The sequence below is a fragment of the Cochleicola gelatinilyticus genome (genome assembly GCF_001637325.1).
Lineage (GTDB): Bacteria > Bacteroidota > Bacteroidia > Flavobacteriales > Flavobacteriaceae > Cochleicola > Cochleicola gelatinilyticus.
Window position 1 is genome coordinate 25,704 of the sequence record NZ_LRXL01000012.1, and the last position, 23,378, is coordinate 49,081.

The following is a 23,378-nucleotide window of genomic DNA, read 5'->3' on the forward strand; positions in this document are numbered from 1 at the left end:
CCATGACACAACATTCAATTCGTGCTGTAGAAACCATCACAGAGTTTCATCGAATAAGAGGCCTGTCTAGTCCCCTACACCCATTAGTGAGTTTAGTAGATTACGGGACCACAACCATACTTCCAGAATACATAGGCGAACACTGGAATTTTAGCTTTTATTCTATTGGAATTAAAAGAGATGTTGGAACACTGCGGTACGGACAACAAAAATATGATTTCGATGAAGGACTTATGTCATTCATTTCTCCCGGACAACTTCTTAGCATCGAACCAAGTCAAAAAGCCAATCGTACCCCTTCCGGTTGGCTTCTTTTAATTCATCCCGATTTTTTGTGGGGCACGTCACTTTCAAAAAAAATTGAACGATACGATTTCTTTAAATATGCCATTCATGAAGCCTTGTTCATGTCAGAAAAAGAAGAGCAAGTCATGGAAGGTATTATTCAAAATATTAAAATGGAGATCGAAAAAAACATCGATCATTTTAGTCAGAATATTATTATTGCACACATTGAATTATTACTAAATTATGCAGAACGTTTTTATGAAAGACAATTTATAACTCGTAAAAAAAGTAATCACGAAATACTAACACGCCTAGAACAATTACTTACTGAATATTTTGATGGGGATCTCATTTCTGAAGGTGTTCCCACCGTACATGAGATAGCTGAAAAACTGCAACTTACTCCAGATTACTTAAGTAGGTTGCTTAAAAATCTTACCGGACAAAACACCCAACAACACATTCACGACAAATTAATTGCAAAGGCAAAAGAGAAACTTTCCACTACCCACCTTTCTGTAAGTGAAATTGCTTACGAACTAGGATTCGAACATTCACAGTCTTTCAGTAAATTATTTAAAAACAAAGTAAAAGTTTCTCCCTTAAAATTTAGAGCCTCTTTCCAATAAAAAACCACATACTAAAATTAAGAGGTTTTCAATCAACTTCATTCCCTTTCATTACAAATAGAAATGTTCCTAATTTTACCATGTGGTCATGTAATACATCTGTTGCAGAAAACTTATTTCTCTGCTAATTCTAAATTTTTCAACCATGCCAGCGCTTTCTCACGTTCATTCTCTTGAAAACCTTCCATTTTTAAGTTGGGGACAAGCGCTCCAAAAGCTTCCATCGCTTTTTCTATCCACTCTTTTTTGGTTACCAATGCAATTGCACTGATAGCTTCTAAATAATTAATACTAAATTTAAAATCTTCCCAAAAAGCCCCTGCTGTATATTCAAAATCTTTTAAATCTACAAACATCTTAATGGTCTCATTCTTCTCTTTATGGGCTTTCATGATTGGATTAAGAAGATTGTAATCAGCCTTCGTCGTTTTTCCAAAGATGGTAATTCCTAAAATATCGTTTGGCAAATCATTAATATGGCTAAACATAACTCGTTTTTATAATTAAAATTTCAGTGTTTTTAGTTTAAGTTCATACTCAAAAACTACATATAAATTTACAAAGGAATAGGTACCTATAAAAAATAGCAATCTTAATTGATTGTTAATTAACGATTTGTTATAAATAGAGTGCTTTTGGTGAGTCTTTTTTAGTACTTCGGAAAAATACGCCTATCGGAAAATCCTTCAGAAGAAAAACAACCTCAACTGAAGCAAAAGAGGTTCTTTTAATTCCAACACTACTGAAGGTTTAAAATAAAAAACAATCCGTATCTTAGATTCAAAATAAATCGTTTAAATAAATACCTAAAACAACATGAAATTAGGAGCTTTTTCCATTAGTCTAAACGTAAAAGACATTCACGCCTCTAAAGCGTTTTATGAAGCTGTTGGCTTTACTATTTTCGCAGGAGATATTGAAAAAAACTACCTTATCATGAAAAATGAAAATACGCTTATCGGGTTATTTCAAGGCATGTTTCCAACCAATATTCTAACCTTTAATCCGGGATGGGATCAAGACGCTAACACGTTAAAAAACTTTGATGATATTCGTACTATTCAGAAAGAATTAAAACAAAAAGGAATTTCATTTCAGACCGAAGTAGCTGCAGATTCTTCGGGACCCGCACATTTTACGCTTGTCGATCCCGACGGAAATGCAATCTTATTCGATCAGCATATATAACTATTAAAAGATAGCTTTTTGAATCTTAGTATTTGCAACCCGATTGCATCTTAATTCTTTTATATTTGTATCGTGAAACTATTTACAATCATATTCTCTCTTTATCTTCTGGCGCTCAACTTTTCGCCGTGTAGCGATATGGTCACAGCGGGTGAATCTGACACGGTTCAAATTGAGGTTTCACAAACTACAGATAGCGATCACAATCATACTTCGAGTGATCTTTGCTCCCCATTTTGTAACTGCCACTGCTGCCACGTTCATACTATCGATAGCGGCATAATGGCTTTCGAACTTATTCAACCAGCCATTTCTAACGAAGTCTTTTCGCGGTTTCAAAATGCCGGCAACGAATATTTCAATTCTATTCTACAACCGCCACGGGCATAATTCAGTTTTCATAGGATAACTACATCCTTTTCTATGGTAGGAACTTTTAAGTAGCTTCATTTCGCTCAAATTTATAGGGAGCGGAGTCGCAACATAAAAGCAGATACCAATTTATTAACTGCATTAATGCCTTGATCTATGATTAACAAAATCATTGATTTTTCAATCAATAACAAATTTATTATTGGGCTGCTCACCCTTGCACTTATAGGTGCCGGTATTTGGAGTTTGGCCCAAGTTCCCATCGATGCCGTTCCGGATATTACAAATAATCAGGTACAAATCATCACACAATCGCCCAATTTAGGTACAGAAGATATCGAACAATTTGTCACCTATCCTGTCGAGCTAGCGATGAGCAATCTTCCTAAGGTTAAAGAAATTCGTTCGGTATCCCGTTTTGGCTTATCGGTTGTAACTGTGGTCTTTGATGATGCCATGGGAACTTATTTACCCCGACAACTCGTTTCTGAAAAGTTGAATGAAGTTCGACAAGAAATTCCCGATGGCTTTGGAGTCCCTTCAATGGGACCTATTTCAACAGGATTAGGAGAAGTATATCAATACACCCTAAAAGTAAGCCCCGAATTTAAAGACACTTATTCCTTGTCAGATTTACGTACCATGCAGGACTGGATTGTACAACGACAAATGGCTATGGTTCCGGGTGTTGTAGAAATTAATGCCATTGGCGGAAAAATTAAACAGTACGAAGTTGCGATAGATCCCAATGAACTAAAGGCAATTGGTCTTACAATTACCGATGTTTTTGAAGCATTGGAAATGAACAACCAAAATACGGGTGGTGCTTACATTGAAAAAAATCATCAGGCCAACTTTATTCGCGGTGAAGGCTTGGTGAGAAATTTAGACGACATTAGAAAAATAGTCGTAAAAAACGACGCCGGTGTTCCTATTACAATTAACGATGTTGCAACTGTGGGGTATGGATCTGCAGTTCGTTATGGAGCATTAACACAAGATGGGGAAGGCGAAGTCGTAGGGGGCTTGGTGATGATGCTTAAAGGAGCCAACTCGAATGATGTAATCGATCGTGTAAAAAAACGTATGGCTGAAATTCAAAAATCATTGCCGGAAGGTGTTGTTATAGAACCACTTTTAGACAGAAGTAAACTTATAGCAAAAACGACCGGAACTGTTCGTAACAATTTATTAGAAGGGGCGCTAATTGTAATTTTTGTATTGGTCTTTCTTTTGGGTAATTGGCGTGGGGGGCTTATTGTAGCCTCCACTATTCCACTTTCGCTATTGTTTGCGTTTATATTAATGAACGTTTTCGATGTATGGGCCAATCTAATGAGTTTAGGAGCGATCGATTTTGGAATTATTGTAGACGGTGCTGTGATTATAGTAGAAGCTTGTGTCTTTATGATGACAGGATATATGGTTAAGAAAAAGGTAGTCGACAAGAAAAAACGGAATGACATTTCAGCCAATGCTTCCAAAAAAATGATGAATGCCGCTTTCTTTGGTCAGCTTATCATTCTTATTGTATTCTTACCCATTTTGGCATTGGAAGGTGTAGAAGGAAAAATGTTCCGGCCCATGGCACTTACGTTCATTTTCGCAATGATCGGCGCCATGTTCTTATGTCTCACGTATGTGCCAATGATGTCTGCACTTTTTCTGAAACTCCCTAAAAAAGATAAAAAATCTTGGGGAGATCGTTTTGTATACTGGGTACAGTGTAAGTATGAACCACTATTGATAAAGACATTACAAAAAGGAAAATGGATCGTGGGTAGTGCCATAGCCATATTTGTATTGACGGCATGTATGTTTACGAGAATGGGAGGCGAATTCATCCCACAATTAGACGAAGGAGACATCGCCTTTCATGCTATTCTTACACCGGGAAGTTCTTTAACTGAAACTATAGAAACTACGACTAAGATTGAACAAATTGTAAAAGCAGAATTTCCGGAGGTAGCTAAAGTAGTGAGTCGCATAGGGGTTGCTGAAGTTCCTACAGATCCTATGCCCTTCGATTTTGCAGATGTTATTGTGATTTTAAAACCAAGTGAAGAGTGGGTTTCTGCTGAATCTAAAGATGAACTCATTGAAAAAATGAAAGAAGCTTTAAGCATTGTGCCAGGTGTAAATTATGAATTTACACAGCCTATCGAAATGCGTTTTAATGAATTACTTGAAGGAATACGGGAAGACGTCGCAATTAAAATCTACGGAGAGGATATCAACGTACTTTCTGCGAAAGCTGAAGAAATCACTAAGATTATTGCAGATACTCCCGGAATAGGCGATATGAGAGCGGAAGCTACAACAGGACTCCCGCAAATGACCATTAAATACAACCGAAACAAGCTGGCACAATATGGAGTAAGTATAAACCAACTTAATATGACAGTGCAATCCGCCTTTGCAGGTGGTTACGCTGGAGTTATTTTTGAAGGGGAAAAACGTTTCGATTTAGTGGTTCGATTAAACGAACAAAACCGGAAAGACATAAGTGATATTAAAAACCTCTACATAAACCTACCCGGAGGATCACAAATTCCACTTCAGGAATTAGCACATATAGAATATGCACCCGGCCCTATGCAGATAAGCCGTGATAATACAAATCGTAGAACCTACGTGGGGCTAAATGTGCGCGGTCGGGATGTTGAATCATTAGTAAATGAAATAAAAGAAAAACTGGAGGCAAATCTTAACCTTCCTTCCGGATACTTTATACGCTATGGTGGTGCCTTTGAGAATCTGGAACGAGCTAGCAGTAAATTACAAACGGTAGTTCCTATTGCCTTGTTACTCATATTTGTTCTAATTTATTTCGCGTTAAAATCATTCCCCCAAACCTTAATGATTTACCTCGCTATTCCAATGGCAACGATCGGTGGCGTGTTCGCCCTTTGGTTGCGGGATATGCCCTTTAGTATATCGGCAGGTGTAGGATTTATTGTCTTGTTTGGTGTAGCCGTTTTAAATGGGTTGGTTATGATAAGTGGCTTGAATGAACTAAAAGAGGAAGGTGTAACAAATCTCAAGGATAGAATTATTCAAGGAACGAAAAGAAGAATACGGCCTATTATGCTTACCGCCTTAACAGATGTTTTAGGATTTTTACCAATGGCCATTTCAGCGTCTGCCGGTGCTGAAGTACAACGCCCCCTTGCAACTGTAGTTATCGGTGGGTTACTTACCTCAACATTCTTAACGCTTTTTATTCTCCCTATTTTTTATGAGTGGATGGAAAAGCGTTCTCAACGTAAACTGAAACTCAATCCTAACTATATTACGGCTACAGCTGTCGCTTGTTTATTTTTCATCCTTCCTGTTGGAGTGTTTGCTCAGGAACGTCCTGTACCTCCTAATAAAAATGAAGATTGGAAAACAGCAGTGCGACATTTGCAAATAGCTCGTGACAGCCTTCCTGTTATCCCATTGGAGCAAGCTATTACATTATCTCAGAAAAACTACCCTCTATTACAACAGAGTCAGCTTGAAATCAATCGACAGAATGCACTCACAGGAACAGCTTATGATTTTGGGAATACACAAGTCTTTACCGGCGGAGAAGAAATTTCAGATGGAAGAGGAGTTTACACTTTACTAGGAATCGGACAGCAAAATATTGAAGTATTCGGTATAGGTGCTAAAAAACGCTTACAACAAAAACGAATTGCTATTGCTGAAACTGCTTATGACCTTTCGGAATTACAAGTAGAAAATGAGGTTAGGAATGCCTGGTCTGAAGCATTTCAGCAAAAACGAAAAATGAAGCTCTACAAGCAATTGGATTCAATTTATAATCAGTTCTCGAAAGCTGTTGAACTTAACTTTGAAGTAGAAGCAATTTCTAAACTGGAATTTGCATCCGCGAAGAATCAAGCATTACAGATTAGAAACAAATACCAACAATCGCAGCGTGATTATAACATCGCATTGCAAAAGCTCAACCTCTGGTTAGGTACAGACACGTTTTATACAGTCCCGGATGAATTTGAAGCAACGGTAATTGATTTGAATATCGAGGGAAACACCAATGAACATCCAGAAGTTTTACTTTCACAAAAACGGACAGAAGAAGCGGAAGCCACGTATGATGCAGCACGCTCAAAGTTACTTCCTAAACTAAATGTGCAAGGTGGTTTGCAGCGCGTAAATGGTGATAGCGGCTTTTATAGTTATCAGGCAGGTTTTTCCATACCGTTGCTTTCAGGCTCAGCTCACAGCAAGGCAAAAGCGGCTAAAATTGAACGTGAGATCGCACGATCGAATGCCGATTTTAAAGAAAAACAACTTCAATCTGAATACCAACAGGCTATAGAATCTTTTCTAAAATGGCAGGAAGCCTGGCAGTTCTATAAAAAGGAATCATTACCACTTGCTGAAGAACAACGAAAAGGCGCCCTACTCGCCTATCGTGAAGGTGCAGTAGACTATGCTGCGTTTACACAAATTATTCGTGATGCCATACAAATCGAAATGGATGCGCTGGACGCACTCGACAATTACTTAACCGCATTATTTAAATTACACTATTATACCCTATAATATGAGAACAATAAAAATATATAAATGGATGGGATTGATGCTGTTATTTTTCAGCCTCACGTCCTGTGGTGATTCAAAATCGGAGGACACCCACAAAACTGATGCAACTTCAGAAAAAAAAGACACCCATACTGAAGGAGAAACGGAAGAAGTTATGCTCACGCCCAGACAATACGAGGCGCTAAAAATTAAAATAGACACATTACAAACCCGTAACATGAGCGGGTATGTAGAAGCCAACGGACAACTTGAAGTACCTCCACAAAATGAAGCTACTATTACTTCAGTAGTAGGCGCAAATGTGGTTGCAATCGAGGTAATAGAAGGCGATAAAGTGAGCAAGGGACAAACTGTTGCTTACCTCTCTCATCCCAATATAATCGAAAAACAGACATACTATCTAAACGCCTTCAGTAATAGTCAATTCTTAAAAAAATCATTCGATCGTCAAAAAACCTTATACGATGCCGGTGTGGGAAGCGGTGCAAATTACCAAAAAGCGGAAGCAGAATATCAGGCATCTTTAGGTAGGGTAAATGGACTGGAAGCACAATTAAAACAGCTTAATATAAATGCAGCAGGCGTTAGAAGTGGCACCATATATCAACGCGTTGCTTTACGAAGTCCCATAGAAGGTTTTGTACAGAAAGTGGAAGTAAAAACGGGTCAGTATGTAGAACCCCAGACAGATGTGATGGAAGTGGTAAATACGCACCACGTACACGCAGATCTTATGGTATTTGAGAAAGATGTTTATAAAATTGAAAAAGGACAAAAAGTAACTTTCAGTGTACAATCAATTCCAGGAAAAGAACTTACTGCGGAAATCTATTCCATAAGCAAAACGTTTGAACAAAATCCAAAGGCATTGCATGTTCATGCAGAGATCGAAAACAAGGAAGGCAATCTCATACCAGGCATGTACATTCAAGGTCGCATCCAAACCGAAGAAAATAGGACGCCTGCTTTTCCTGAAAGTGCTATCGCAAAAAACGGGGATCGTTCTTTTGTTTTTAAAGCCAAAAAGGAAGGTGATGACTGGAGTTTTACTCCTATAGAAATTACAACTAGTACACAGGATGGAGAATGGGTTGCTGTTACCTTTTTGACAACTTATGATCCTACTACGAAATTCGCAATGAATAATGCCTATTATCTTATGGCAGAAATGAAAAAAGGAGAAGGTGGAGGACACGCACACTAATACTGTAATTACATGATGACTGAAATTGAAAAAACATTACAAGCCCACAAAGTACGTCCAACGGCAATGCGTATCTTAATCTATAAGTATATGGCAGAAAGAACTAACGCATTGGCTTTAACAGATATTGAATATGCTTTCGCAAAAGCGGAACGCACAACATTATATCGCACGCTTAAAACTTTTGAAGAAAAGGGAATCGTGCACCAAATAGACGATGGAACAGGCATTTCGAAATATGCTTTATGTGAGCCTGGTTGCAATTGCGAGATCGATCAGGATTTACATTTACACTTTCATTGCAATAACTGCCATGAGACTGTTTGCATAACAGAACATAAAATACCCCACATCAATTTACCCAAAGGCTATATTGCTGAAGACGTAAACCTTGTCGTTAAAGGAATTTGCGACACGTGTAGCGGACAATAATTGCACTTCTGTTGCACTTCAATTTCTGGTATATTGAATACGTAAAATTAAAAATTACGATGCCCTTGTGCATTTCAGAAGAAAAGAAAAAAAGTAAATTTCTATTCTGAAAAAAAACATAAATCTAATACTTAAATGAAGAAGAAAGTTAATCTTGAAGATATCGATACCAATACACATTCTGGAGTGCACAGTCACGACGATGGTCACAATCATAGCAGCCCGGAAAGTGTATCGAATTTTAAAACCTATATTCCTGCCATTTTTAGTTTTGTACTGCTCATCGTAGGTATTGCAATTGACTATTTTGAGGTCCTTCCTTTTTTTAAAAACGGGATACGTGTCGTTTGGTATACGATCGCTTACATTCCGGTGGGGCTACCCGTGATAAAAGAAGGATGGAACAGTATTAAAAATGGAGATTTCTTTACGGAGTTTCTATTAATGTCCATAGCAACCCTAGGAGCATTTGCGATAGGTGAATACCCCGAAGGTGTGGCAGTAATGTTATTCTACGCGGTAGGTGAGCTTTTTCAAAGCGCAGCTGTAAATCGTGCTAAAAGAAATATTAAAGCCCTATTAGATGTACGCCCAAACGAAGCGTTAGTATATCGCAACGGGGACTTTGTTTCGCTTAATCCCGAACAAGTAAAAATAGGCGAAAAAATTCAAATTCGTGTGGGAGAAAAAGTTCCGTTGGATGGCACCTTACTTTCAGAAAAAGGATCGTTTAATACCGCTGCCTTAACAGGAGAAAGTAAACCAGACACCATACAAAAGGGTGCTTCGGTATTTGCAGGAAGCATAAATCTTGACGGGGTAGTAGAAATTGAGACCCAAAAAAAATTTAAGGACAGCTCCATTGCCCGCATTCTCGATATGGTGCAGAATGCTACCGCTCGAAAGTCTAAAACCGAACTATTCATCCGCAAGTTTGCTAGAATCTATACTCCAATTGTTGTTTTTCTTGCTATTGGTGTAACGCTTTTACCCTACTTTTTTGTTACAGACTATGAGTTTAGAGACTGGCTTTACAGAGCATTGATATTTCTCGTAATTTCTTGTCCGTGTGCTTTGGTAATTTCTATTCCGCTCGGCTATTTTGGTGGATTAGGTGCTGCATCCCGTAATGGAATTTTATTTAAAGGTGCCTCATTTCTGGATGCTATGACCAAGGTAAACACGGTTGTAATGGACAAAACTGGAACGGTTACAAAAGGTGTTTTCAAAATCAAAGAAGTGGTTAGTAATGACGCTTTTGCAAACGTAGAATTTATGAAATATCTCATGGCGATGGAAGAACAATCCACGCATCCCATTGCGAAAGCAATATTGGAATATAAAGCCGAAGGGGAAGATTTTAAAGCCACCGATGTTTTTGAAATTGCAGGAAAAGGGCTAAAAGGAACTGTCAACAACAAGGCGGTATTGGTAGGAAATAAAGCACTAATGACCAGTAATGGTATAGAAGTTACTTCGGACACTGAAACTATAGTTGAATCTATTGTTATGGTTGGTATCGATGGTATGTTTGCGGGATATGTAACCATTGCAGATGAATTGAAGGAGGATGCCCATGACGCTATTAAAGGAATTCGTGCATCGGGAATTTCAAAAATTATCATGTTATCGGGAGATAAGGACTCTATCACACAGGAAGTGGCTAAAGAATTAGGGATCGATTGGGCAAAAGGGGGGTTATTACCAGAAGATAAACTTAATGAGGTAGAACAACTAAAGAAACAACCTAACACAAAAGTTGCTTTTATTGGTGATGGTATCAACGATGCACCGGTTTTGGCGACCAGTGATGTGGGTATTGCCATGGGAGGCTTAGGAAGTGATGTCGCTATTGAAACCGCAGATATAATTATACAGACCGATCAGCCTTCAAAAATTTCTAGAGCTATTAAAATTGGCCGATCAACTCGTCGCATTGTATGGCAAAACATCGCACTTGCATTTGGAGTAAAAATAATTGTTCTAATTCTAGGCGCAGGAGGTTTAGCAACCATGTGGGAAGCGGTATTTGCAGATGTTGGTGTAGCTCTTTTGGCCATTTTAAATGCCGTTCGCCTTCAGAAAATGAAATGGAATTAATAAAAAAAGTAGTTTAAACAATTCTAAAGCATCACCAAGAACTGTCCTAATACGAAAGCAATCTTATTTGCATAAGAGGACATGTTAACCAGAAACATTTTGTTGATATTGCGATAACAGGATATCCCATTAACCTTCCGTGCTATTCATTTTTAATTATATTAAAAGACCAAAACACGATAAAAAACTTTCTTACTTATTTTTAAAAAGATTTAATATTTTAGAAGTGATAAGACATAAAATTAAATTTGAATATATTATTTATGAAATTATGTTTTAAGTAGTATAATTCCGTGGTTTCTAAACACCTTTGTCAAATATAATTAACACTCAATGATCCAAGAACTTAAACAATATTACGGTTCACAATTTGAACCTCAGTTAATTGAGGAAATAATAAATGTTGCAAATTATATAGAAGTTCCGGAGGGAGAAGATCTTATGAAACCTGGTCAATACATTAAATCTATGCCCTTGTTGCTTTCAGGAAGTATAAAAATAATGCGTCCCGATAAAGAAGGGGACGAACTTTTGCTCTACTATCTTGAAAAGGGAGAAACATGTGCCATGACATTGACCTGTTGTCTAGGGACAACCAAAAGTGAAATACATGCGGTTGCAGAAACCGACGCCAGATTGCTGCTCATTCCTATAGGAAAAATGGAAGAATGGTCGACGAATTACAAAACATGGCGGAATTTTGTTTTCTCAAACTACCACACACGAATGATGGAGCTCTTGGAGAGTATGGATAACATCGTATTCAATAACATGGACGAACGATTGGAAAACTATATTACCGATAAGATCAAAATTTTGAATAGCAAGCACATTTATAAAACCCATAAAGAAATTTCGGCAGACCTTCATACTAGCCGGGTTGTCATTTCCAGATTACTTAAAAAAATGGAAAACAATCATAAAATAAAATTGCACCGCAATTTTATTGAAGTCCTGTAACATTGGTTACCAAACTTCTCTAAGATACCCTTTACTTTTGCCCTATATAAAACTTATAAATGGAAATTTTAGAGGTGTTTGGATATATGGGAGCATTGTTAATTGGCTTGGTACTCGGGCTAATTGGCGGTGGTGGTTCTATTCTTACTGTTCCTATTCTAGTATACACACTCTCTCTCAGCCCCGTTACGGCAACAGCCTATTCCCTATTCGTCGTAGGTACTACATCCCTGATTGGGGCTCTGAAAAATATGAAGAAAAAAATGGTGGACTTTAAAACAGCCATTATTTTTGCGATCCCTGCTTTCATTGCCGTTTATCTTACCAGAGCTTTTTTAATTACTGCGATTCCAAATCAACTTTTTCAGATATCTGGTTTTATAGTCAGTAAGAATTTAGCGATCATGCTTTTCTTTGCTGTAATTATGGTGCTCGCATCCATATCAATGATCCGAAATAAGGAAAATGAAAAAGAATTAGATGCAGTTATTAGGTATAATTATCCGCTAATAATTATTGAAGGTTTTGTAGTTGGAGTAATCACAGGACTTGTAGGTGCAGGTGGCGGATTTTTAATTATTCCCGCATTGGTTTTATTGGCTAAATTACCCATGAAAAAGGCGGTCGCTACTTCCCTATTTATTATTGCGATCAAATCACTAATTGGTTTTATAGGCGATGTGCAAAATATTGAAATAGACTGGAGTTTCTTGCTCATTTTTACAGCAATTTCAGTCGTCGGAATATTTATAGGAATCTGGCTAAACAAGTTTATTGATGGAAAAAAACTTAAAAAAACATTCGGATGGTTCGTTTTAATCATGGGAATTTATATCATTTTTAAAGAACTTACCCTATAATTATACATTCCGTATTAATAAAAACAGAATAGCTTTTAAATTAAGAAATTATGAATATTAAACAATTTGAATACAAACCCCTCTCCCACTATTCGTACGCTATAATCAGTGACGGTAAAATGGCTGTAATAGATCCTGAAAGAAACCCCGAGCAGTATTATACATACGCGAAAGAAAACAGTGCAGAGATTGTTGCGGTCATCGAAACTCATCCCCACGCCGACTTTGTAAGTTCTCATCTTGAAATTCATAAAAAAACGGGGGCAACTATTTACAATAGTGAAAAACTGGGAGCTGAGTATCCTTACAAATCTTTTGATGAAGGAGATAACATCGTTCTGGGAAGTATTACCTTAAAAGCAATAAATACACCTGGGCATTCCCCCGATAGTATTACAATTATTGCTACTGAAAAAAATAAAACCGCTCTTTTTACAGGAGACACGCTATTTATTGGAGATATTGGCCGACCAGACTTACGTGAAAAAGCTGGTAATCTGAAAGCTAAAAGAGAAGAACTTGCCGAGATGATGTTCGATACAATTCAAAATAAGTTCAATGCATTACCAGATGATGCCGTAGTTTATCCTGCGCATGGAGCAGGCTCTTTATGTGGCAAAAGCCTAAGTGACGCCAATAGCAGTACGCTTGGAAATGAACGAATGGGAAATTGGGCATTTAAAGATCAAACTAAAGAAGAATTTATAGATACTCTGCTCGAGGGTCAGCCGTTTATCCCTTCGTATTTTGGATTTGATGTTGCTATTAATAAACGAGGTGCAGACAATTTGAAATCGGCAGTCACAAATATTCCATTTAGTGAAAATTCCACAGCCCAAGGACTTAGTATCGATATTCGTGATGAAAAAACATTTAAGAAAGGACACTTAAAAGGAAGTATTAATATTCAGGCCGTTTCCAATACAGCTAAATTTGAAACGTGGTTGGGATCTATTGTTAAACCTGAAGAGGCATTTACTCTTATTATTGACAGCAAAGAGAACAAAGAAAAACTAATACATCGGGTAGCGAAAATCGGGTATGAAAAACAACTCGAACAGGTAATCACCCTTTCTGAAGCGAATCTGGAAACTACGAAAAAACTGGACCTAAACGATTTCAAAGAAAATCCAGAAACGTATACCATTGTTGATATTCGAAATGAGAGCGAAGTAGCAGAAGGCAAGTTCTTTCAGAATGCCATAGCGCTTCCTTTACATGATTTACGCAACACCGCTAAAGATATACCCACCAATAAACCTATCGTAGTTCATTGTGCTGGAGGATATCGAAGCGCGGCGGGAAGTAGTATTGTTCAGAAAAAATTAAATAATGTCGTCGTGTATGATCTGAGTGACGATGTAAAACAGTTTCAAAACTAGAAGTAAAACGCAGCATTCTAAATCATTAATCACTGCAGGGGCCAAAATGGCTTCTACTCCCTAAAAATTATCGTTATGAATTGGATATATGATCCGTGGCCCTGGTATGTTGCCGGCCCCCTTATAGCACTAATAATGTTTTTATTATTGTTCGTCGGAAAGCAATTCGGTATGTCATCTAACCTTCGAACTGCTTGTGCAGCAATAGGTGCCGGAAAAGCATCAGATTTCTTCAATTTTGAATGGAAAGCTGAACGCTGGAATCTAATGGTCGTCTTAGGTGCTATCATCGGTGGATTTATTGCTTCCAACTATATGAGCGACAACACCGTTGAGATCAATCCCGAAATTGCCCGGCAACTTGCAACAGATTACAACATCACCAGTGCAGGAACCAGTTATCTGCCCCCGGAACTATTCTCAACGGAAGCTATATCGCATCCGTTTATTGTGATCATTCTATTAATAGGTGGCGGCCTAGTAGGTTTTGGAGCCAGGTATGCCGGAGGTTGTACTTCAGGACATGCGATTTCTGGATTAAGCAATTTACAACTCCCCTCACTCATTGCCGTAATCGGATTCTTTATTGGGGGACTAGTAATGGTTCATTTAGTATATCCTTTAATTTTTTAGAGCATGAAATACATCACATATTTAGCAATAGGTATTTTCTTCGGAATCGTAATGTTCAAATCGGAAGCTGCTTCTTGGTTTCGTATCTATGAAATGTTTCAGTTTGGAAGCTTTCACATGTATGGAATTATTGGTTCAGCACTCGTACTGGGCATTATCGGAATTCAAATCATAAAACGAAAAAACATTCAACCCATCGACGGAAGCAAAATGAGCTTGCAACCCAAAAGTAAAAGTGTTGCTCGGTATCTAATAGGTGGCATACTTTTCGGTCTAGGGTGGGCACTTACCGGCGCTTGTCCAGGTCCGTTGTATGTTCTTGCTGGTGCAGGCTACATCTCAATTTTAATTGTAATATTTGGAGCCCTTGCAGGTACATTTCTTTATGGACTGGTTAAGAAGTATTTACCACATTAGCAATATTGAGGCATCTGTGTTATTAGCTAAGGTGAGATATTTAAAATTTACTTTTAAAGACGAGGATTACTGGTAATATAGAAACAAAAAAAAACACTGAAAACCAATAGATTAACAGTGTTTTTATTCATTTAAAATAGCTTGTCGGGATGACAGGATTTGAACCTGCGACCACTTGACCCCCAGCCAAGTACGCTACCGGACTGCGCTACATCCCGATGATAACATCATGCTCCTGTACAGTGCTACAGAGCGGCGACAAAAATAACTTAATTTAAAAACAACTAAAACAAAATACGGTTAAAATAGCCGCTTCGATTATAGATATTGAAAGCATAAAGTATTCCTAAAGGGTTCTCAAATGTTAAAATCCTTGCTTATTTTTATACCCAAATAAGATTTTAGCGACAATAACATATGAACTATTCTACTTCAAAGAAAATACTTTTTACCTCTTTTTCCCTTTCATTTATCCTTCTTATCTTTTCAGCCTGTGGTTCTTACGAACCTCAAACGCTTGCCAATGTTAAAACGGTAAGTAATGCTTCAAAAGATCCTATTCATACATTTTATATAGCAGGAGGTGCGGGAAATGCAATTACTTCAGAAGTGAAAACACAACAACTTTTACAATCCTACCTTGATAAAGCTAAAAAAGAAAGCACTTTATTATATGTAGGAGATTACACTTCCGAAGTAAACGAAAATGAAGCTATCAACAAAGCGTTACTTCAGAAACATCTCGACCTCACCAAAAATTTTAAAGGAAAAACCTATTTCACTCTAGGCGATAATGAATGGGCAAGTTTCGATGCAGAAACTATCGAATGGGTAGAAAATTATATTAAAGACAACGACATTAAACGTACCGAAGTGGAGCCCAATAATGTATGCCCACTTGAATATCGTGAAATTTCAGACAATCTCGATATGATCTTAGTAGACTCTCAATGGTATATTTCTAATTGGGATCGTGTAGAAGATATTAATAGAAAATGTACCGATATTACAACCCGTCGTAGATTCGTAGAAGAACTCGAAGGTGCCATTAAAGATGCGCGTGGAAAAAATTTAATTATTGTAATGCATCACCCGTTATTCAGTAATGGAACCTACGCTAGTGCCATTGGAGGATTCTCTCCTAAATACGGTAATTTCGATCGCTATTACGATTTGCGTATACAAGTAAGTTCGTTAGCACAGGAATTAGACAATGTGACTGTTGTTTCTGGTCACGATGAAAGTTTACAATATTTAAAGGGAGGTGGCATCCACCAGATTATTAGTGGTTCTATGGGAGGTACAAAAATTGCGAACCTCGGAAAAGGAGATATTACCGCAATGGGAGGACAAATAAAATTCGAAGGACAATACGCCCACCCTAAAGAAGGATTTGCTGTATTAAATTATTTCGAAAATGGAACTTCTACAGTGACTTTTGTTACTTCTGAAGGTGAAAAAACTTTAGCAGTCACTCCTCCTCTTCCAAAGGATCCCGATCCCCTTACAACACCCAATAATATTCAAAATACCATAGTAACACCTGTTACTGCAAATGAAGATAAGACAAACAAAACAGGCTTCTATAACTTTATTTGGGGAAAAAGATACCGTTCTTATTTTGGTAAACCCGTTACAGCGAAAGTTGGAATTTTAGAAAACCTATACGAAGGTCTAGAGGTGGCTAAAGCAGGTGGTGGTCACCAGTCGTATTCTGCCCGCTTAAGAGATGCTGAAGGTAGAGATTATGCTTTACGTGGACTCGAGAAGAATGCACTAAAGTTCCTTAAGTTTAAAGTTAAAGGTATTGCCTATACCGACGATGATTATGAAGGTACGTTCGCCGAAGAAGTTGTATATGATTTTTTTAGTACTACCCATCCTTTTATGCAATTAGTGATTTATCCTCTCGCGCAGGCTGGACAGATCAATCATGCGAATACGCAATTATATTATGTGCCGAAGCAAAAAGGTTTCGAAATACTTGACGATGCATATGGCGACGGACTCTACTATATCGAGGAACGTCCCAATACCGAACAAAAAGATTTTGTAGGATATAACGCTGCACGACCAAATGCAAAAGGAGAGGTTGTGAACGATGAAAGCACCACCGATGTGCTCGAAAAATTAAAAGAAGATGAAAAATACACCATCGATCAAAAAGCATATTTACGGGCACGTATTTTCGACATGTTAATTGGTGACTGGGATCGGCATGAAGATCAATGGCGATGGTTGGCATACGAACAAGATAATGAAGACATCGAATTTGTTCCCGTTCCAAGAGATCGTGATGCTGCGTTCTCAAAATTTGACGGAATTGCAATTCCTATTATTCAACTGTTTTTACCCGATGTTCGTTTTTGGCAATCGTACGCCTCCGATATCAAAAATGTAAAATGGTTTAACGGAGAGGGGAATAACCTAGACCGCGCATTCATAAATAAATACGGAGTAGATACGTGGGTTGAAGAAGCTACTTTCTTAAAAAATAATATTACAGATGACATCGTAGAGGAAGCCTTCCTTAGATTACCTATTGAAGTGCAGGATGAAAATTCTGAAGCCATCAAGGAAAATTTTAAAGCAAGACTGCAGAATCTTCCAGAGATCGCAAAACGCTATGCTGAATATTTAAATCAGACCGTTTCGGTTCATGGAACTAACAAAGATGATAAATTTACCATTACCCGTCTTCCGCAGGGAAAAACAAAGGTAGTGATCGAACGAAAACTGAAAGACGAAAAAAATGAAGTAATTTTCGACCGTACTTTTAATGCTTCGGAAACCGATGAGATCTGGCTGTATGGTTTAGACGATAAAGATGAGTTTGAAATACAAGGAGGTGCATCAGCAAAAACAATGATTCGCATTATTGGTGGCTACGGAAAAGACACCTATACCGTAACAAACCGAAGCAAACTGAAGGTATACGACTGGAAACACGAAGAATCTACTTTTGATGAAAAAACTCCAGCAAAGCAACTCACTAACAAATACGAAACCAATACATTTCACTGGCGCTATTTTAAAGAAAATAACAATATTTTAGTCCCCAGTGTCGGTTTTAGAACCGATGACGGATTATTTATTGGCGCAAGTGACACCTACACTAATTACGGTTTTAACGGGAACCCATTCCGCTACCAGCATAGTTTAACTGCAAATTATTATTTCGATTTTCAAGCGATCGAACTTGATTATTTAGGGACATTCGCTAATGTATTTCCTAATGTAAATCTAGAAATAGGTGGTTATTTTACAAATAACGGGTATGCAAAGAACTTCTTCGGATTTGGAAACGATACACAATACGATGATGATGCTGTAGAAAGAGACTTTAACCGTGCCCGCACTAAACAACTAAAAGGAAGTCTTGGAATTGCGGGGAAATACGCAAAGATAAAAGCTCTATTCGAATCGTATGAAGTAGACCGTGATACCACGCGTTTTCTAAGACCCGGAAATGTGAGTCCAGCCGTTTTTGAAAATCAGAATTATGCAGGGGCTGAAGCTAGTGTAGCATACAAAAATCAGGATGCTGCCGATTTTCCTACCAAAGCATTGTATTTAGGTGCTACTTTAGGGTATAAAGGAAATTTGGATTTGGAGGATAATACATTCGGATATGCTTCTGCGACTATCGGATTTCAACAAAAATTAATTCCGTCAGGAAACTTGGTTTTTGGAACTACTGTTGAAGGAAAAACAAATTTTGGAGATGATTATTTCTTCTATCACGCCCCTTCATTAGGAGGTAATAATGGATTGAGAGGATTTAGAGATGAGCGGTTTACAGGTAAAACGTATTTCTATCAGAGTTCCGATCTTAAAGTACGCCTAGCCCGAATAGTTACCGCAGTGGTACCTATTACAATAGGAGCCTACGGTGGATTCGACTACGGAAGAGTATGGTTGGATAATGATACTTCTGACACTTGGCACACCTCAACTGGTGGTGGTGTTTGGGTGAGTGGATTAAATTCACTAGCATTGAATCTTGGTTACTTCGTTTCTGATGAAGACCAGATTATTCAAGTTGGATTCGGTTTCGGGTTTTAAACCAACACATCTAATTGCAAAAAGAAAAAGCCGAAACGAATGTTTCGGCTTTTTCTTTTTACAATCTCTTCAGTTCTTATCTGTTCTTACACGATAATTATCAATCATTCTTATAATGGAATGTTTCCATGCTTTCTGTCGGGTCGAACTACTGTTTTATTTTCAAGCATCGAAAAAGCTTTTAATAATTTTCTACGAGTATCTTTCGGAAGGATCACCTCATCGATAAACCCACGTTCAGCCGCTCTAAAGGGGTTGGCAAATTTTTCTGCGTATTCTGCTTCTTTCTCCGTTAATTTCAACTCTGGATCTTCAGCAGCCGCAATTTCTCTTCGGAAGATAATTTCACTGGCACCCTTCGCTCCCATTACTGCAATTTCAGCCGTAGGCCAAGCATAATTCATATCTGCTCCAATGTGTTTGCTATTCATTACATCGTAAGCACCTCCATACGCTTTACGAGTAATTACGGTAACTCTTGGCACAGTAGCTTCGCTCAAGGCGTATAATAATTTGGCACCATTCAGAATAATTCCATTCCATTCCTGATCGGTTCCAGGCAAAAATCCAGGAACATCAACTAAAACAAGCAACGGAATATTAAATGCATCACAAAAACGCGTAAAACGAGCTCCTTTAATAGAACTATCCACATCTAACACCCCAGCAAGGCTCATCGGTTGATTGGCGACAATACCAATGCTTCTTCCTCCCAATCTTGCAAAACCAACAATAATATTATCGGCATAGTCTTTATGAACTTCAAAAAAAGAATCGGTGTCGATAATTCCATTGATCACCGCATGCATATCGTAGGGTTTATTCGACGAATCGGGTACAATAGATTCCAATTCTTCCCGAATTTCATCTCCTAAAGTAAACGGTAGTTTTTCGGTAGTGGTCTTGTTGTTCTGAGGAAGATAGCTCAACAACGATTTTATTTGTTCTAGACACACAATATCATTACTCGCTGTAAAATGAGTTACCCCACTTTTTGTGGCATGCGTTCTTGCTCCCCCTAATTCTTCTGAAGTTACATTTTCGTTGGTCACGGTTTTTACCACATTAGGGCCCGTAACAAACATATAACTACTGTCTTGAACCATTAGCGTAAAGTCGGTCATCGCTGGAGAATACACAGCACCACCGGCACAAGGTCCCATAATTGCCGACAACTGCGGAATAACCCCAGATGCCTGTACATTTCGATAAAAGATATCGGCATATCCTCCCAGCGAACGTACACCTTCTTGTATACGGGCTCCTCCTGAATCGTTTAATCCGATTAAAGGTGCGCCTACTCGCAAGGCATGATCCATTACTTTGCAGATTTTTTCGGCATGTGTTTCCGATAATGCTCCACCAAATACGGTGAAATCTTGTGCAAAAATATAGATGAGTCGGCCATTAATAGTACCATATCCTGTAACCACCCCGTCTCCGTAGAATTTTTGTTTTTCCATTCCGAAATCGGTGGTACGATGTGTTACCAAAATGCCCATTTCCTCGAACGATCCTTCATCTAATAAATATTCAACACGTTCTCGTGCAGTAAGTTTATTCTTGGCATGTTGCTTTTTTATGCGTGCTTCTCCTCCACCTAATTTGGCTTCAGCGATTTTATCTTTTAATTTATTGGTAGTATCACTCATTGAATTTTCTTTATTTTGGCAACCTTAGTAATTCGGCGTCTTTCAAATACATGGCAAAGGCTACTTTGGCAGCTATCTCTGCTTCTGCTTTCATTTGATCTTTCAGTTTTTCTTCGGAATAATAATTCTTTACAAAATGCGTGTCGAAATTTCCACTTCGGAAGGCTTCATGCGCAAAGACAAACTTTCCGAAGGGCAATGTCGTACTCACTCCTAAAACTTCATAATTTGCTATAGCTTCTTCCATTTTCTGAAGCGCTGCATTTCGCGAAGTACCCCAAACGATTAGTTTAGACAGCATTGGGTCATATTGTATAGGAACTTCCATTCCTTCTTCAAAACCGTCATCTACTCGTATGTGTTCTCCCTTGGGCGGTTGATATATCTCCAAGGTTCCTACACTCGGCATAAAGTTCGCCAAAGAATCTTCAGCGTATACCCGGAGTTCAAATGCATGTCCGTTGATAGTGAGGTCATCTTGTTTAAAAGAAAGTGTTTCTCCCTGTGCCACTTTAATTTGCTGCTCCACCAGATCGATACCAGTAATAAGTTCGGTTACGGGGTGCTCCACTTGGAGGCGTGTATTCATTTCTAGGAAATAGAAATTGAGTGACTCATCTAAAAGAAATTCAACCGTACCAGCCCCCACATAATCACAGGCTTTGGCTACTTTTACAGCAGCGGCTCCCATTTCACTTCGCAATTTGGGAGTTAACACCGCCGAAGGAGCTTCTTCCACCACTTTCTGATGTCTTCGTTGTACACTGCAGTCACGCTCAAAAAGATGAACGGTATTACCAAAACTATCTGCAAGCACTTGAATTTCAATATGGCGTGGTGAGGCGACATATTTTTCTATAAAAACAGAACCATCGCCGAAAGCAGATTCGGCCTCACTTATGGCGCGTTTCATTTGTTCAGCGAGTTCTTTTTCCTCTTCGACAATACGCATTCCCTTTCCACCACCCCCAGCAGAGGCTTTAATTAGAATTGGGAATCCGATATCTTTTGCGATCTCTTTTGCTTTTTCAACATCGGTAATCGCTTCATCAATACCTGGCACCATAGGAATGTCATAGGCTTTAACGGCATCTTTAGCGGCTAACTTACTTCCCATCACACGAATGGCGTGTGGTCTAGGACCAATAAATACAAGTCCGTTAGTGACCACCTGCTCTGCAAATTCTGCATTCTCGCTTAAAAAACCATAGCCGGGATGAATCGCATCAACGCCTAGTTCTTTCGCGACTTTAATAATATGTTTTCCTCTTAAATAAGATTCTGACGAAGGTGGTGGACCAATACATACGGCTTCGTCTGCGAAACGTACATGTGGCGCATTCCTATCAGCTTCAGAATAGACTGCAACTGTTTGTATGCCCATTTTTCGGGCTGTTTTCATAACTCGGAGTGCAATTTCTCCTCGGTTGGCAACTAATATTTTTTGTATCATTCTGCTTCCAATTCAATAAGTAAAATTCCTTTATCTACTGTCTGTCCTTGTTCTATTCGTACACTTCTTATTGTTCCCGATCTAGGAGCAGTGAGGGCATTTTCCATTTTCATAGCTTCAAGGACACAAAGATGATCTCCCGCTTCAACAACGTCTCCTTCAGAAACGCTTACTTCCAGAATAAGCCCTGGCATGGGTGCATGAATTTCGTTCTCTACAGACTCACTTCCGAGAAATAATCCCATTGCTGCGATACGCGCGTCAAGTTCATTTTCGATATGCACGTTGAAACGGTTTCCGTTAATTTTGATAGTATACGCTCGGTTTTGAAAGTCGCGATGAAGTACTTCAACATTTAAAGAGTGATCATTTATAATAAGGTGATTTGAATGGGAATTCGAAACAAGGTCAAGTGCTGCAGCATCTTTTTGAAATAATGAAAATTCGAACCCTTCATTTACGGTAGCTTTGTATTTAATTGACATAAATTTGAATGTATCTGTTGCTGCTATATTTAACAAGCTATTTCAGCAACGTATTAACACCCTACTTACACGCATAGTTCTACTAAGAAATGTAAATAGTGATATTCAAAAATAAGAACTTTTACAGAGATTCCTCACGATAGTGCTTATAATCCGACAACAAGAAAATGAAAGTACTATATAAAATATAAACTAAAAAGACCATCTCGAAAGGAGATGGTCTTTTAGTCGGGGTAGCAAGATTCGAACTTGCGACCTTCCCGCCATAAAGCGGGACGCAATAACCGAACTATTCGGGATTAGCTTCTAGCCATCTCGAAATACCTCGTTTTTTGATTCGGGATTCTAAAATTCTTGCGTCTGAACGATCTATGCAATCTATTGTTCTTATTAGAACCCAAGGGATACCGCGCTTAGTAGATTTTGACCTTCCTCCATTATGACGTAGAAGCCTATCCTCAATATTCGAGGTCTCCCCGCAATAATATTGTGAAATCGAACTACTATATAAAATATAAACCAAATGTGACATAAACTAAAAAGACCATCTCGAAAGGAGATGGTCTTTTAGTCGGGGTAGCAAGATTCGAACTTGCGACCTCCTGCTCCCAAAGCAGGACGCAATAACCGGGCTACGCTATACCCCGAAATTGGACTGCAAAAATAAGAAAATTCTATTGTCCTGCAAGAAACATTCATCTTTT

18 protein-coding genes and 2 tRNA genes are annotated in these 23,378 nt (G+C 38.3%); 13 read left to right on the forward strand and 7 right to left on the reverse strand.

What is annotated here, in order from left to right:
- Window positions 1–2: 2 nt before the first annotated feature.
- Window positions 3–917 (forward strand): helix-turn-helix domain-containing protein, encoded by a 915-nt coding sequence (locus ULVI_RS01100; RefSeq protein ID WP_068588624.1) that lies wholly within the window; start codon window positions 3–5, stop codon window positions 915–917.
- A 113-nt stretch (window positions 918–1,030) separates the two neighbouring features.
- Here ULVI_RS01100 and ULVI_RS01105 read toward each other — a convergent pair whose 3' ends face one another.
- Entirely contained in the window at window positions 1,031–1,405 is a 375-nt protein-coding gene (locus ULVI_RS01105) for a SpoIIAA family protein (protein ID WP_068588626.1), read from the reverse strand.
- Between the two features lie 328 nt (window positions 1,406–1,733).
- Between ULVI_RS01105 and ULVI_RS01110 the strand changes: the two genes are divergently transcribed.
- From ULVI_RS01110 to ULVI_RS01155, 11 genes are all read left to right on the forward strand, one after another.
- Complete coding sequence (locus tag ULVI_RS01110) at window positions 1,734–2,105, forward strand: VOC family protein (RefSeq protein ID WP_068588629.1); 372 nt, start codon at window positions 1,734–1,736, stop codon at window positions 2,103–2,105.
- Between the two features lie 72 nt (window positions 2,106–2,177).
- Window positions 2,178–2,495: a DUF6660 family protein gene (locus ULVI_RS15755; RefSeq protein WP_082830750.1), complete on the forward strand. Its 318-nt coding sequence runs from the start codon at window positions 2,178–2,180 to the stop codon at window positions 2,493–2,495.
- 138 nt (window positions 2,496–2,633) lie between these two features.
- Entirely contained in the window at window positions 2,634–7,031 is a 4,398-nt protein-coding gene (locus ULVI_RS01115; RefSeq protein WP_068588631.1) for a CusA/CzcA family heavy metal efflux RND transporter, read from the forward strand.
- Window position 7,032: 1 nt separating this feature from the next.
- On the forward strand, window positions 7,033–8,235 hold the full coding sequence (locus tag ULVI_RS01120) for an efflux RND transporter periplasmic adaptor subunit (RefSeq protein ID WP_068588634.1): 1,203 nt from the start codon (window positions 7,033–7,035) through the stop codon (window positions 8,233–8,235).
- A gap of 15 nt (window positions 8,236–8,250) precedes the next feature.
- Entirely contained in the window at window positions 8,251–8,667 is a 417-nt protein-coding gene (locus ULVI_RS01125; RefSeq protein ID WP_068588637.1) for a Fur family transcriptional regulator, read from the forward strand.
- A 135-nt stretch (window positions 8,668–8,802) separates the two neighbouring features.
- Complete coding sequence (locus ULVI_RS01130) at window positions 8,803–10,767, forward strand: heavy metal translocating P-type ATPase (RefSeq protein WP_082830751.1); 1,965 nt, start codon at window positions 8,803–8,805, stop codon at window positions 10,765–10,767.
- A gap of 333 nt (window positions 10,768–11,100) precedes the next feature.
- The gene (locus ULVI_RS01135; protein WP_068588640.1) at window positions 11,101–11,727 is read left to right on the forward strand and encodes a Crp/Fnr family transcriptional regulator; all 627 of its coding nucleotides are present in this window, start codon (window positions 11,101–11,103) and stop codon (window positions 11,725–11,727) included.
- A gap of 59 nt (window positions 11,728–11,786) precedes the next feature.
- Window positions 11,787–12,587, forward strand: a complete 801-nt coding sequence (locus tag ULVI_RS01140) for a sulfite exporter TauE/SafE family protein (RefSeq protein ID WP_068588644.1) — start codon at window positions 11,787–11,789, stop codon at window positions 12,585–12,587.
- A 50-nt stretch (window positions 12,588–12,637) separates the two neighbouring features.
- The gene (locus tag ULVI_RS01145; RefSeq protein ID WP_068588646.1) at window positions 12,638–13,969 is read left to right on the forward strand and encodes an MBL fold metallo-hydrolase; all 1,332 of its coding nucleotides are present in this window, start codon (window positions 12,638–12,640) and stop codon (window positions 13,967–13,969) included.
- A gap of 75 nt (window positions 13,970–14,044) precedes the next feature.
- A complete protein-coding gene (locus tag ULVI_RS01150; RefSeq protein ID WP_068588649.1) occupies window positions 14,045–14,602 on the forward strand; it encodes a YeeE/YedE family protein in 558 nt (185 codons plus the stop codon).
- Between the two features lie 3 nt (window positions 14,603–14,605).
- The gene (locus ULVI_RS01155; RefSeq protein ID WP_068588652.1) at window positions 14,606–15,019 is read left to right on the forward strand and encodes a DUF6691 family protein; all 414 of its coding nucleotides are present in this window, start codon (window positions 14,606–14,608) and stop codon (window positions 15,017–15,019) included.
- Window positions 15,020–15,163: 144 nt separating this feature from the next.
- Here the strand turns inward: ULVI_RS01155 and ULVI_RS01160 are convergent.
- Window positions 15,164–15,237 (reverse strand) — tRNA-Pro (locus ULVI_RS01160).
- A 199-nt stretch (window positions 15,238–15,436) separates the two neighbouring features.
- Between ULVI_RS01160 and ULVI_RS01165 the strand changes: the two genes are divergently transcribed.
- Complete coding sequence (locus tag ULVI_RS01165) at window positions 15,437–19,084, forward strand: ShlB/FhaC/HecB family hemolysin secretion/activation protein (RefSeq protein ID WP_068588653.1); 3,648 nt, start codon at window positions 15,437–15,439, stop codon at window positions 19,082–19,084.
- 110 nt (window positions 19,085–19,194) lie between these two features.
- On the opposite strand, the gene ULVI_RS01170 is transcribed toward ULVI_RS01165, so the two are convergent.
- The 5 genes from ULVI_RS01170 to ULVI_RS01185 all read right to left on the reverse strand — a co-directional run bounded on the left by ULVI_RS01170 (window position 19,195) and on the right by ULVI_RS01185 (window position 23,321).
- Window positions 19,195–20,736, reverse strand: a complete 1,542-nt coding sequence (locus ULVI_RS01170; RefSeq protein WP_068588656.1) for an acyl-CoA carboxylase subunit beta — start codon at window positions 20,734–20,736, stop codon at window positions 19,195–19,197.
- A gap of 10 nt (window positions 20,737–20,746) precedes the next feature.
- Window positions 20,747–22,186, reverse strand: coding sequence for an acetyl-CoA carboxylase biotin carboxylase subunit (gene accC / locus ULVI_RS01175; RefSeq protein WP_068588979.1), 1,440 nt, complete (start codon window positions 22,184–22,186; stop codon window positions 20,747–20,749).
- Window positions 22,186–22,674: an acetyl-CoA carboxylase biotin carboxyl carrier protein subunit gene (locus tag ULVI_RS01180; RefSeq protein WP_068588658.1), complete on the reverse strand. Its 489-nt coding sequence runs from the start codon at window positions 22,672–22,674 to the stop codon at window positions 22,186–22,188. Before ULVI_RS01180 ends, accC begins: the two co-directional genes overlap by 1 nt.
- 289 nt (window positions 22,675–22,963) lie before the next feature.
- Window positions 22,964–23,206 (reverse strand): GIY-YIG nuclease family protein, encoded by a 243-nt coding sequence (locus ULVI_RS15260; RefSeq protein WP_082830752.1) that lies wholly within the window; start codon window positions 23,204–23,206, stop codon window positions 22,964–22,966.
- Window positions 23,207–23,245: 39 nt separating this feature from the next.
- Window positions 23,246–23,321: transfer RNA gene (locus ULVI_RS01185), tRNA-Pro, on the reverse strand.
- Window positions 23,322–23,378 lie beyond the last annotated feature (57 nt).